9 protein-coding genes are annotated in these 13,603 nt (G+C 58.8%); 3 read left to right on the top strand and 6 right to left on the bottom strand.

Translation table 11 applies throughout. From position 1 onward, the window contains the following. Positions 1-133: 133 nt before the first annotated feature. Entirely contained in the window at positions 134-1,024 is an 891-nt protein-coding gene (locus tag ACRX4W_RS07720) for a DegV family protein (protein ID WP_432299912.1), read from the bottom strand. Between the two features lie 320 nt (positions 1,025-1,344). Here ACRX4W_RS07720 and ACRX4W_RS07715 point away from each other — a divergent pair, with 320 nt between their 5' ends. The 3 genes from ACRX4W_RS07715 (at position 1,345) to ACRX4W_RS07705 (ending at position 4,362) form a co-directional block, all read left to right on the top strand. Beyond that, positions 1,345-3,261, top strand: a complete 1,917-nt coding sequence (locus tag ACRX4W_RS07715) for a fructose-1,6-bisphosphatase (RefSeq protein WP_432299911.1) — start codon at positions 1,345-1,347, stop codon at positions 3,259-3,261. A gap of 78 nt (positions 3,262-3,339) precedes the next feature. Beyond that, positions 3,340-3,735: a GtrA family protein gene (locus ACRX4W_RS07710; protein WP_006235398.1), complete on the top strand. Its 396-nt coding sequence runs from the start codon at positions 3,340-3,342 to the stop codon at positions 3,733-3,735. Between the two features lie 219 nt (positions 3,736-3,954). Then, the gene (locus ACRX4W_RS07705) at positions 3,955-4,362 is read left to right on the top strand and encodes a GtrA family protein (protein ID WP_022095123.1); all 408 of its coding nucleotides are present in this window, start codon (positions 3,955-3,957) and stop codon (positions 4,360-4,362) included. A gap of 160 nt (positions 4,363-4,522) precedes the next feature. Here ACRX4W_RS07705 and ACRX4W_RS07700 read toward each other — a convergent pair whose 3' ends face one another. The 5 genes from ACRX4W_RS07700 to ACRX4W_RS07680 form a co-directional block, all read right to left on the bottom strand. Further along, the gene (locus ACRX4W_RS07700) at positions 4,523-5,452 is read right to left on the bottom strand and encodes a DUF4430 domain-containing protein (protein WP_158554592.1); all 930 of its coding nucleotides are present in this window, start codon (positions 5,450-5,452) and stop codon (positions 4,523-4,525) included. A 9-nt stretch (positions 5,453-5,461) separates the two neighbouring features. Further along, the gene (locus ACRX4W_RS07695; RefSeq protein WP_432299908.1) at positions 5,462-9,271 is read right to left on the bottom strand and encodes a DUF4430 domain-containing protein; all 3,810 of its coding nucleotides are present in this window, start codon (positions 9,269-9,271) and stop codon (positions 5,462-5,464) included. A 431-nt stretch (positions 9,272-9,702) separates the two neighbouring features. After that, a complete protein-coding gene (locus tag ACRX4W_RS07690) occupies positions 9,703-11,466 on the bottom strand; it encodes an ABC1 kinase family protein (protein ID WP_117734461.1) in 1,764 nt (587 codons plus the stop codon). A gap of 8 nt (positions 11,467-11,474) precedes the next feature. Further along, positions 11,475-11,891, bottom strand: coding sequence for a hypothetical protein (locus ACRX4W_RS07685; RefSeq protein ID WP_161194634.1), 417 nt, complete (start codon positions 11,889-11,891; stop codon positions 11,475-11,477). Between the two features lie 99 nt (positions 11,892-11,990). Continuing rightward, a complete protein-coding gene (locus ACRX4W_RS07680; RefSeq protein ID WP_432299906.1) occupies positions 11,991-13,514 on the bottom strand; it encodes a C69 family dipeptidase in 1,524 nt (507 codons plus the stop codon). Between the last annotated feature and the right edge of the window lie 89 nt (positions 13,515-13,603).

The following is a 13,603-nucleotide window of genomic DNA, read 5'->3' as shown; positions in this document are numbered from 1 at the left end:
CATGCTTCACTCTCAAATCAACGCGCATAAAGAAAGCCTCCCATTTCTCATGTCCAAGAAATGGGAGGCAGTTCACAAACGTGAGGCGGGCCGTTATCGTTTGAGCAATCATGCAGCGACGTGATGGGGCAAATTAATCCACGCGCTTGTCGCCCATAAAGAAGAGCGCCACCGTACCAGGTCCGGTATGCGAGCCAATCAGAGTACCGATGTCATTGATCTCAATCTTGCCTTTAAGCTGCGGAACCTGTTCCTCAATCAGCGCCGCAACTGCCTCGGCATCCTCGCGGCACGCCGAGTGCGACATGATGCACTTACCCGAATAATCCGCACCGTCCTGCACGTGTGCCATCATGGTCTTGGCCATCTCGGAAATCGCGCGCTTCTTAGTGCGAATCTTCTCACATGGTGACAGCTTGCCGTCGCAATCGACCGTCATAAGCGGGCAAATCTTAAGCGCCGTGCCGATGATCGCGCTCGCGGCCGAAATGCGACCGCCGCGCAGGTAGCTCGACAGATCGGTCGAGAAGAACCAGTGGTGCAGGTTGAGTTTGTGCTCCTCGATCCAGGCAGCCGTCTCGTCGAGTGAAGCCCCGCTATCGCGCACGTCGGCGGCATATTCCAGCAACAGGCCAAAGCCCGAAGACGCCGCCAGCGAATCGACGACGCGCACCTTGCCGCCCTGGGGATAGCGATCCGCGAGCATCTGCGCCGCAACGCAGGCCGATCCATACGTGCCCGAAATGCCCGACGACAACGTCAGGTGCAGCACGTCTTTACCCTCGGCAACAAACGGCTCCCAAAACTCCTCGTACTCACCCACGCTCACCTGAGACGTCTTGGGCATGGCGCCCGCGGCAATCTGGGCAAAAAACTTGTCCGGCGTAATCGACTGATACAGATCGTCCGTATAGACAACATCGTCGATCTCGTAATGAAAACACACGACAGGGATATTGCGCGACGCAAAGAACTCACGGGTTCGGTCGGCGGCGGATTCACAGGTCAGGACAAAATCACTCATATGAGGCTCCTTACTCATTGCTGCGCAAATTATCGCACAGTGAGCCTACATACGGTACATATGTCCACTATTTACCAAATCGAACCAAAAATAGCGAACATCTTTACCACCATCGTCTCCACCGACCCCACGCATAAATATCTGAGAAAACACCCTCTGTTGTCTCCACTCAACCGCCATATCTACCTCAACTAAATCGATTTACCAAACCGTTCAGCCGACAATTCAGCCGCTGGCGCAAAATCGAAACAAAAGCGGCGCATACTGATAAACGTTTGACGCTGTTTATCAGTTTTACCAGCCCCATCGGAAGGTGTTTCATGGTCGCATTCGATCGCAACCCGCAAGACTTCAAGTATCTGCGCCTGCTGTCGAGACAGTTCCCCACCGAACAATCCGCATTTACCGAGATTATCAACCTCTCGGCCATCCTCAACCTACCCAAGGGCACCGAGCATTTTATGAGCGACGTGCACGGCGAGTACGAAGCCTTTATGCACATCCTCAACAACTGCTCGGGCGTCGTGCGCGAACATGTCGACGAGATCTTTGGCGACACGCTCACCTTTGACGAAAAGGGCGAGCTGTGCACGCTCATCTACTACCCGCGCGAGAAGATCGAGCTGGTCCGCAGCCAGCGCGAGGACTCGCCCACCTGGTACAAGACGATGCTTGACCAGCTCATCATGGTCGCTCGCTCGCTTTCAAGCCGCTACACGCGCTCCAAGGTGCGTAAGGCCATCCCGCGCGACTACGCCTATATCATCGACGAGTTGTTGCACACGCACCCGGACGAGAACAACTATCGCGTGCGCTATCACGAGCGCATCGTGGAGTCCATCCTGGAGACCGCCAGCGCCGACGACTTTATCGAGTCGCTCGCTTCGCTCATCAAGCGCCTGGCCGTCGACCACCTGCACCTGGTGGGCGATATCTTCGACCGCGGCGGCGGCGCGGCCAAGATTATGGACCGCCTGCTCACCTACCATTCGCTCGACATCCAGTGGGGCAACCACGACCTGCTGTGGATGGGCGCTGCGGCCGGTGAGCCCGCCTGCATCGCCACGGTATTGCGCAACAACCTACGCTACGACAACTACGAGATCTTGGAGAATGACTACGGTATCTCGCTGCGTGAGCTTGTCGCCTTTGCCGATGCCACCTACACCGCCGGTGAGTCCATCACCCCGCTGATCAAGGCCATCAACGTGCTGCTCTTTAAGCTCGAGGGCCAGATTATCCAGCGCCACCCCGAGTTCGATATGACCAACCGCCTGTTACTCGACAAGATCGAACACGACACCGGCACGGTCACGCTCGCCGACGGCAGCGTGTGGCCGCTCACGACCAACGACTTCCCCACCGTCGACCCGGCGGACCCCTATACGCTCACGCCCCAGGAGCAGCACATCATCGACAAGCTCGTGTCCGAGTTTGTCACCGCCGATCACCTGCATCGCCATATCGATTTCCTCTATTCCCACGGCTCGATGTACAAGGTCGCCAACGGCAACCTGCTCTTCCACGGCTGCGTTCCGCTCAACGAAGACGGCACCTTTAGCAGCATGAACTGTCTGGGCACCTGGCACGCCGGGCGCGATTATCTCGATTTTTGCGACCACATCGCCCGCCGCGCCTGGCGCGTGGGCGACCGCGACGCTCTCGACTGGATGTGGTACCTGTGGATTGGCTTTAACTCGCCCGCCAGCGGACGCCTGGTGCGTACCTTTGAGCGCGCCTATATCGCCGATAAGAGCACCTGGGTCGAGCCGATGGACCCATACTTTACGCTTACCAAGTCGCCCTCGGTCTGCGACGACATCATGCGCGAGTTTGGCGTCGCGCCCATGGCATGTTCGCCGACCGGCCACATCATCAACGGCCACACGCCCGTTAAAACCACCAAGGGTGAGCAGCCCATCCGCGCCGAGGGCAAGCTACTGGTCATCGATGGCGGCTTCTGCCGCGCTTACCATCCCAAGACGGGCATCGCCGGCTATACGCTCATCTCGAGCTCGCGCGGCTGCCGCCTCAAGTCGCACCGGGCCTTTACGACAGTCGCCGAGGCACTCACGCGCAACGTGGACATCGAGAGCGAGACCAACCGTTTTGACCAAGCAGACCGTCGCCGCATGGTGAGCGACACCGATACTGGCGCCAAGATTCGCAGCCAGATCCAGGACCTGCGCCAGCTGCTCGATGCATATAGAAACGGTGCTATCGAGGAGCGCGCCTAGCACCACCCGCGGGGATTGGCTAAACTTGCTAAGTTTGTCATCCCCGCGGCGCTTCGGCGCCAGCTTAAGGCAGGTACCATGCAAAAGCTCCTTGCGCAGATCATGAAATTTGGCGTCGTCGGTGTCATTGCCACGGTTATCGACTTTGGCATTATGAATCTGCTCCACTACGGTCTGGGCCTCAACATCCTAATCGCCAACACCAGCGGCTTTATCATCTCGCTCATCTTTAACTACCTCGCAAGCATGAAATACGTGTTTGCGCACAAGGAAGGCATGAGCCGCCGCCGCGAGTTCATCATCTTTGTCGTGCTGTCCGTAATCGGTTTGGCGCTCAACGACGGTATCGTGCTGACACTCAACGCCGGTCTGGGGCTCGAGGCCAATATCGCCAAGATCTGCGCCACCGCGCTTGTCATGGTCTACAACTTTGTGACCCGCAAGATCTTCCTGGAGGGCGACGAGACAAAATAGCTCGAAACCCCTGCAGCATTACGGCGCCCACGGACGACGCGCACTCAGCGCAGTATCGTCCGTGGGTGCCGCTCGTTTACGGGCAAATTTTCAACGTTTACGGATTAGCTCTTGAAAATTTGACGAGTTCGTATAGTTCTTGGCAAAGACCTTACGTTTCCCTTGCAAAAGATCTAAAGTATCCCCTGCTCGATTCATCAACGCATTGGATGTGATTACGTGCGCAAGGCGCTGGCACAACCTCATACCAAGCAGTTCCTCAAGTTTGCCGTCGTGGGTCTTATCTCCTTTGGCATCGACTGGGGCATGCTCATTGCGCTCGTCGAGCTGTTCCACCTCGACTTTTTGATGAGCACCACGGTTTCGTTTATCACGTCCGTCGTGGTCAACTACTGGCTCAGCATGAAGTACGTGTTCGACCACCGCGAGGGCATGAGCCGCAAGCGCGAGTTCACGATCTTCACCATCCTGTCGGTGATCGGCCTGGGCCTCAACGACCTGTACATGTTTGTGGGCGTCACGTTTTTGAGCATCGGCTACCAGGCCATGAAGGCCATCGCCACGTTCCTCGTCACCTGGTACAACTACTTCAGCCGCCGCTTCTTCCTCGAGGGCGCACGGTCATAGTCGATTCACTATTTGCTTGAATGTATAACCGGTTGGAATTCCCGTTCCAACCGGTTTTTTTGTTTGCAGAGAGACCCGGCGACCCAGTCCCATTCGCATGAAAAACGGGCGGTCCGGATGTTGGTCCGAACCGCCCGTCTGGCGCGCTATGTCGAGGCCTCTAGCCCGTTACGTAATACCAAACAACGTTGTCGCCATTGGAGAGAACGTAGTTACTGCAGGCCGTCATGGGCGTTGTGCCGTTGACGGAGTACATCCAGCCGCTCGTGCCGCCGTACTGTTTCTCGGCCAAACCACCAATCGCGGAGACATACGTACCGTACGACGAGCCATGTGCGTTGACAGAAAGGCCCAGCGCGCACAGGGCATCGTAGACGGTAGCGCCTTCGTTAAAGGTAAAGGTGCCACCAGAGGACACAGGATTGCCCACAGAGCTCGATGTGACCGAAACCGTCACCGTAACGTAGCTAGGCTGCTGCGAGCTGCCCTGGTCGCCAGTAGAGGCGTTGCCGTTATCGGGGGCAGAAGATGCCCCGCTGGATGAGGAGGAGGCGCCAGGCGTAGAGCCGGCCCCGCCAGAAGAAGTCGAGTTCTGAGAAGTCGACTGATTGCCGTCGGTCTTTTTATTGCTGTTCTTCTCTCCAGACTTCTTGCCATCCTTGTCTTCGGACTTTTTGCTATCCGAGCCCTTGTTTGATTCCTTGTCCGAAGACTCGGACTCCTTCTTAGAGTCAGATTTATCCGAACCCTTAGACTCGTCGTTCGCACCATCCGAAGATTTGGAATCCTTGGAGCCAGCTTTACCCGAAGCGACGGTCGAGTCAGACCCCTTGGCGTCCTTCGCGACGACGCTCTCCCCCGTCACGGTCTGAACGATCCAGTCAATGGACCAGGCGCCGCTCTCGGAAGGATGGACGAAGCCCAGCGATATGACAATTAGCGCAACGCACGCGGCGGTCAGGACGCCAGTAAGCGCCTTCCGTCGAGGGGCGGACGCCGCCGAAGCGGCGCCCTGTTGCTTTGCATCGTCGAACTGAATGAACGAGGAATTTGGTTGCTTGGGGTCAGCGTCCTTGGATTTATTGGACACAGCCCTCACCTACCGACGTTTGGTGAACACGAACACGCCGACGATGGCGAGACCGATGACGCCGGCGGCAACGCCAACAATGGCGAGCGGGTTGGCGCCAGTCTCCTGCTCGGAAGCACTAGAGGGCTTCTTAGCAGTGGTCGTAGAAGCAGCACCCGTATCGGACTTGGAATCGGACTTCTTGTCGGACTTGCTGTCCTTCTTGTCAGACTTCTTGTCAGACTTCTTCTCGTCCTTCTTATCGGACTTATCGGAGTCCTTCTTGTTGGGCTTGTTGTCCTTGGTCTCGGTCTTGGTCGACACCGTCGTCTTGGTCGTCGGCTTATGACCCGGGGCGATAGCGCCGCCGGCCTGCTGGCCCTTCGTGCCAGAGCCGGAACCCGTGCCCGTGCCAGCACCGGAACCGTTGCCAGCGCCACCGTTGCCACCATTAGTGCCAGAACCACCATTGCCGCCAGGGTTAACAGCATTCTTGGTCCACTTGGCATACAGCGTCAGATCGGCCGTCACCGGCGTACTGAAGTCATACGCCTGCGTGCAAGCCTCATCGGTGAACCAACCGCCGAAAGTGTAGCCATCGCGCGTCGGATCGGCCGGCTTGACCAGCTTGCCGTCGGCCGTAGCAACAAACTTAGTGTCGCAAGCAGACCCGCCGTTGGAATTAAAGGCAACCGTCCAAGACTCAACAGCCCCGAGCTTGAACAGCGTACCCGAATCATTGATGTAGTAGAGGTTGCCAGAAGCATCGGCAATGACCGGAGAGTCACAGTACTGGTAATGGCCAGCCGCATCATAAATCTGCGTCGCCTCTGCGTCGCCAAGCGTATAGCGATACACGCCACCGCCAGCAGAGTAGTTGACGTAATCCTTGCTATCCGCGCTGTTCACGGTGAAGTACACATAGGTCTTGCCGCCCTGAACACTCACCAGCGGAGTAGCAGCAATACCGTTGAGGCCAGCCGGCAGCGCCTTGCCGTCGGCAGCAGCGACCATCGTGGTCTTACCCGTCTTCAGGTTATAGAGAACCAGAGCAGAGCCAGTAGCCGTCTGTCCGCCGACAATCAGATTGTCGCCAGAGACCGCCGGGGCGCTCATGTTATTCGTAAGACCCAGGTCGACCGTCTTCTGCTCGCTCAGCATGCCCTTCGCCGAAAGCGAAATCACATGGAGCTTTCCATCGTGCGTCATCTGATAGAAGGTCGAGCCATTGGACGGATCGGCGACGCAGTCAGCGTTCGCAAGGGCGCCGAGTTTCATGGTCGAAACGACATCGCCCGTCGTCTTATCAATGCACTTAAGCGTACCCGCGCTCGTAGGAACGATGGCATACTTATCCGTCAAAGCCGCACCAGTCCAGTAATAGCCCTCGGCAGGGTCGATGTTCTGCCAAGAAACTTCGCCCGTGGCAATCTTAATGCGCGCAAAGGAGCCGTTGCCGTAGGTCGCGTTGTAATTCTCGTCATACGAAATATCGACCGAGCCTACATAGACGTACTCGCCGTCCGAAACGACGGTGCAGGAGCTCTGCGTCAAGTCCGTCAAACCAGGCGTCAGCCACTTGCAGATCAGCTTGTCAGCAGTAATCGCCTGGACCGCACCGCCGTTGAGCGGAACGATGATAAGGCCATTGGTATAGATCGGACGAGAGGTATAGCTCACCTTGGAGGCAAGCGGCGCAGAGGCAACCTTTTTGCCCGTGGACGAATCGATCTTAATGAGCTCGTTCTCGGTCGCGATGTACACAAAGCCGTTAGCGATGACAGGTTCGCTGCAGTTGGCATACTGCTGGCCAGACTCGGCCTTCCAATCGAAGGCCCACTTAAGACCAGCGGCCTGCGCAGGCGTCTTGGCATCCGTTACGGTCGAACCGTTGCCACTGTTGCCGTAGCCGGCCCACTCGGTATCCCAATCAGGAGTCGTCGCACTCGGGTTCACGGCGATCTTGTCGGGATCGGGCATGGCCGAATCGTCGGTGGTATAGGCAAGCGTAACCTTATCGCCGCTCTTGAGCGTAATCTGATTGGCGCAGAGTAAGGAGGGCTCTCCATTGATATACAGATGCCAATATTTATTGGTCGCAGCATCCCAGACATACGGTTTGTGATCGAACGGCGAAGTAATGGAATTCAGGAACCAGTATGCACCGCTCTGGGAGGCGTTGTAATCAACGCTCTTCGCCTTCAGAACCGTCTCAATAAGGTCCTGGGCCGTAGAGCCTTCGGGCAGAGAAACATTGCTTGCCGAGCCCCAGCGAGTATTGTTGCCGTTGACATCGGGGCCGATAACATCGACAGACCCAAGAACCTGGCCAGGAAGGGCATCGGCGTCAGCACCATACATAAAGGTGACGGCATCGCCCTCATGGAGCTCGTAGGCACCGGCGCCAACGTCGGCGAGCTTGTACTTTACGTCGGACTTGCCCTTTACGTAGAAGCGCCAATAGCTATTGGTCGCAGCATCATAGCCACAATAGGACTCATCATCGAACGGCGAATAAATGCCGTTGAGGAACCAGCCCCAAGACGATTCGCCAGCATCGAGCTTAAGGCCGGTCTGCTCAAGGAGATCCTTGGCAGTAGAGCCCGCCTTGAGACTCGTCTGACCCGTCGAAGCCCAAACCTGCTGCTTGCCGTCCTTGTCCTTGCCAAGCACCTGAACGGAAGCATGGACAGAATCGGACGGCAACTGGTCGCCCCAGCCACCGTAGAACCACGTGACGGTATCGCCGGCATGGATGGTGACATTGTCCGCCGTATAGTCACTCGACTTGCCGTTGATAAACAGCTGCCAATAGGTCGAATAATCGAGCGGCGTACCCAGCTCAACACCGTTGTACTTAAGGCTCAGAATGAAGGAGCCCGCAGCAACGGCGTCAATATCATTCGCCTCAAGCGCGACCTTCGTAAGGTCAAGTGCGCTCGAGCCGGAGGTCACCACATACTGCGCGTTATCGACCCAAGTCTGAGTCTTGCCCTGGGCATCGCGACCAATGACGGTCACATTTGCGGCAACCTGGTCCTTAACGACAGGGGACGAGCTACCAGCCGTATAGGCAAACTCAATCTTCTGCCCCTGGGTGAGCTTGACGCTGCTCGCACCAACCGAGGAAGACGCGCCGTCGACGAACAGCTGCCAGAAGGCATAAGTCGTCGGATCGTAGGCAAGCGTGCGACCATCGCTCGGGGATGTGATGCTTTCGAGGTAGAAACCGTATGCCGTGTTCGGTTCGTACTTCGCCTTGAAGCCCGTCTTCTCCTGCAGCTTAATGAAGGCATCCGCAGCCGTCGCGCCCTCGTCGAGCTTGAGCTGCGTAGGCGCCACCCAGGTCTGAGCCTTGCCGTCGGCATCGGTGCCGATAATCGAGAACGAGACCTCGACTTGCTTCTTGGCGACATCGCCAGTTTCTGTCGGGTTCTCCGTCTGAACGGCAGCCGCGGCGGCAGATCCTGCTTGGCCAGCGGATGCCGTCGAAGACTGCTCGCTCGTAGCAGGGCTCTCCCCCGTCGCCGAGCCTTCGTCGCCAGTTGCTGCCTCTGTTATGGCTGCACTACCTGCAGGCGCGCCCTCGGAATCCGAAACCTCGGCGCCGCTCTGCTCAGCGGTGCCGCCCGCAAGCGCTGCGTCCTCGCCCGGCGTCGCAGCCTGAGCCACGGCCTCGGCAATGCCCTCGGCGCCCTCGGCCCACAACTGAGCCGGCGTGGTGCCAAAGGCCATCGCGAAGGCCAGGAATGCCACCAGGCCGCGCTTGGCTACACCGCGTGCAATCGCGCCACGGCGATGCAACGAGACGCGCTCGCGCTCGTCCTCAAACATATCCATTTGTCCCCCATTGTCTGTACTTGGAGCGTTGCCTTGAGGCTGCCCCGCGTCATCGCGCATGTTGCGCTCGAGTTCCCCCATCGGGATCTCTCTTCCCTCCAGAGCCCTATGCACACCGGCAGCATACGCCGCAGCCGCATGCAAGATGGGAGGCGATCCGACTTAACCTTAACGGCTCAGGCGCGCCGTCCGATCTGCGACGCGAACATCCCGAGCCAAGAGGAATTACGGTTACTGGTACAGCCGGGGACTTGCACCCCGATTCTCCCAAACGCGCAGGAAAACCGCGCATTCGTGCGTCTCCGCACCACCATCTAGGCCATCGATTATTACCGTCAGTATGGTATCACGCAAAAGGGCCTCGCACGCAGGCGAAGCCCAAGGTAAAAGCTATTGTTTGCGATAGGAGAATGCGGTGACGGCCGCAGCCTCTAGTGCTTGCCGCCGTGGCTGTTGAGCCAGATATTGCGACCCAGCATAAGCGCCAGCACCAGCGCGCTCACGTAGCCCATAAAGCCAATGACCGGGATACCAAACACAACCGGCTCGATGCGTGCGTAGTACACCACCGACGAACCGATAAACAGGCCGGCGATCACAATTGCCATCGACATGCGGTCGATAATTCCGCCCAGCTGTCGCAGCGCCTTATCGCTGCTCATAATCTGCGTGTTCACCTTAAGCTGGCCGCGCGTGAGCATACGCGAAGCCAAGCCCAGATACTCGGCCGCCTCGAGCGAACCCTTGGCCGCGCGATAGCTGCTCGCGGCAAGATCGCGTCCCATATCACGCACGCGCGCATAGGTGCTTTTTTCGTTTTTGATATGCGTCTGGATAATCTGGATCATGTTGACGTTGGGCATGTACTCGGTCAACAGGCCCTCGAGCGTCACCATGCCGCGGGCGAACATCGTCACCACACTCGGCAGCTCAACGTCGTTTTTGCGCGCCAGGTTTAACAGCGAGGTCAAAAACTCGCCGATGTCCAAATCCTTCAGGTCAAGGCCCGCAAAGTCAGCCACGATAAAGTCAAGATCGGACAAAAAGGCCGAATGATCGAGCTCAGCCGAGTCGCCACGCGTCACGGCGAAGCGCATGAGCGAATCCTTGAGCTTGGGCACGTCACCCTCGGCCACGGCGAAAATCATGTCCTTGACGATACCGCGATCGTGACTCGACATGCGTCCGACCATGCCCAAGTCGATAAAGTAAACGATGCCGTCCTTGAGAATAATGTTTCCCGCATGCGGGTCGGCATGGAAAAAGCCGTCGTCGAGCACCTGCGTCGAGTAGTCCTCGACAATCGCGGCACCGATCTTTTCCAAGTCATAGCCCTCGGCCACCAAGCGTTCAGGATCGGCGATCGAAATGCCGTCGACGTAGTCCATAACCACCACGTGCTCGGTGCACAGGTCCAGATAGGATTTAGGGCACGTCACGCCATGAACGCTCTTATGGAACTCGTAGAAGTCGTTGAGGTTTTTGGCCTCGGCCAAAAAGTTGGTCTCCTCGCGAAACGAAGTCCACAACTCCTCGACTACGCCGTGCAGATCAACGAATTGATCGGTGTTGACGAACTTGGAAACGATACGCACCACCGAGCGGATGATATCGATGTCCTGTGCCATAACCTGCTGCGCACCGGGGCGCTGCACCTTGACGGCCACGTCCTCGCCCGTCACCAGACGAGCGCGGTGCACCTGCGCGAGTGATGCGCTACCAAGCGGATTGGGGTCGATCGCATCGAACATCTCCCCCAGGCGCAGGCCGTATTCTTCTTCCAGACAACTGAGTACGACCTCGTACGGCACCGGCTCCACGTCGGACCGCAGACGACGCAGCTCGTCGCAAAAGCGTTGCGGCAGAATCTCGGACCGGTTAGCCAGAATCTGCCCCATCTTAACGAACATGGGGCCGAGTTCCTCGAGCAGGCGGCGCAAACGAACCGGCGTGAGGTTATCCCACACGCGGTACTTTTTGACCAGGCGAACAATCTGCCCGATGCGCTCGCGGCGACCCGCCGGCGTGAGCTGGTATTCCTCATCCGGCGCCATCGCCTCGGGCTCCTCGGGGACCATATCGACAGCGCGCGGCTTCTTGCGAGCGCCCGAGACGGCGGCGTCGACCTCATCGACAACCGCCGCCTCGTCACCCAAGGGATCTAGATTGTTGTAATCGGTGGTGGAATCTGCCATCTGCGCTGCTACTCGACCTCTTCGGTATCCTTCGCATCGTCGGGCTCAACGGACTCGACGGGCACCGAGGTCACGTTGTCCTCGACCGAATCGACGATGTCGCGCACATGGGCCAGGAAGGCCGTGCGCTCGGGAGCGGTCATAACGCGGACGCGGGCAAGGATGAGCTCGTCGAGCACGCGCTGGGCCGCGGTCTCGCCCTGCATGCCCAAGCGCTCGGTCAGATCGGAGATGGTGCCACCGGCCTGCTCGAACATGTCGGACACACTGCGGGCGATATCGGGGGTGGCGGTGTCCTTGCGCACCTGTTCGCCCTTGGTATTAAGGTCGTCGAGGACCTTCTTGCCGCCTTCGACGGCAACGGCGGCAGCGCCAAAGCCAACGTTGATGGCGCCGTTAACAAGCTGATCGAGTTTCATAACCATGGTTGTCTCCAATCACAAACAACTGCATTGGCGTTCTTGTACCCAAGATTGAATGAAAGCGACAAAGCGTTTTAGCGCTATTCGATCGACGGGAAATCCCTACCTCACGTTGTCGTTCATCGCGAAGGAATTCTTCATGGCGCAACTCGTGGTGTAGAGCACCTTGCCCAACAGGGCATCGGTCTCCACGCGCACGAGCTCGGCAAAGGCCTCGTTGGCGCGGGCGAGCTCGGCGGGCACTTCGGCCTCGGGCAGCGTGGCTACGACAGCGTCAACGTCGTGAATCTGCTTGTGGCCCATGCCGCCGACCTTCTCCTGGTAGTCCTCCACGGCGCGGCCGCACTCATGGAAGCGAACGTCGGCCAGCGCACCGATCAGGCGGTTGGCCCAGTAGAAGTTTTCGGACGTCACGCGAGCCTGCGTGTCGGCATAGTACTCGGGCATGGTCTCGACGTTGGCGTACAGCGGGACCAGCGCGTTAAACGAGTTGGAACCAAAGGCCATCCACTGCACGGCGCGGTAGGCCGGCTGCGCATAGGGGCGCAGCTGCAGCACGGCGAGCTGGCTGTTACGGTTGATGCCGATGGGGCGATAGGCGCCACGCGTAGCGGGCGTGCCCTTGCTGCCGTAGCAGTCGTACTCCGTGCCCTGGTAGTGGCTCGAGAGTACGTACTTGATGTCCTCGATGGTCACCTTGCGCTCGGGCGCGCGGCTCCAGGGAATGTCGTCGCTCTCGGGCGTGTAGTCGGCGTCGGGGCCATCCCACACGTCGCTGGGGTTGAGGCAGCGCTGCATGTACCAGGCGCGCGGCGTGTTGTAGACATGGTCGCTGTCGCTGTGCGAGCCAAAGGCCTCGCGCGGGTTAAAGACCGCAGCCGGGCCGTCGCCCTCAACGCCCAGCGTCAGGTCCAGATGCCACTCGGTCATCCAGGCGCGCAGGTCGGCGGAGCACATGTGGTCGGCCTGGGCGCCCTCGGCGTCATCCAGGTCAAAGCTGTCGATACCCAGCTGGTTGGGCATGGTCACATAGGCGTCATCGGGCACGCGCTTGGCGATCCAGTGGTGGCCGCCGATGGTCTCGAGCCACCAGATCTCGTCCACATCGCTAAAGGCGATGCCGTTGTTCTCGTAGGTACCATAGCGCTCGAGCAGGTCGCCCAGAATGCGTACGCCGTCGCGGGCGGATTTGGCATATGGCAGCACCAGGGTCACCATGTCCTCCTCGCCCAGACCGCCGGGCTGCGCCGGAACATAGCCGTCCTCGCCCTCGTTGCCCTTGGCGGGCACGTAGTCGACGAGCGGGTCGGCGCCGCGAACGCGCTCGTTGGTGGTGAGCGTCTCGGTTGCGGACATGCCCACATTGAGCTCGTTGAAACCGGCCTCGGCCCAGATGCCGTGGCCCGGAACAACATCGGGGACGCTCGTGTAGCGCATGGGGTTATCGGGCAGTTCAACGGTCAGGTGACTCAGGACGCTCGTGTAGACGCGCGGCTGCTCGTCGGGATGCACCACGCGCATACGCTTGGGCTCAAACACCCCGTTGGACGAGTCCTCGTTGCGGGCAACCAACGTCGACCCGTCGTAGCTCGCGTTCTTACCAACCAAAATCGTTGTGCACGGCATGCGCATCCTCCTTGAGCGAAGAAATCAAACGATAACAGTGTATCGCTTCGGCGCAGAAAGGGCGAAACCACGGCCTCGGCAAACCCGGT

This window comes from Collinsella aerofaciens, from assembly GCF_964283865.1.
GTDB lineage: Bacteria > Actinomycetota > Coriobacteriia > Coriobacteriales > Coriobacteriaceae > Collinsella.
Note: the sequence above shows the minus strand (reverse complement) of the source record. Positions and strands in the feature narration are given on the sequence as shown.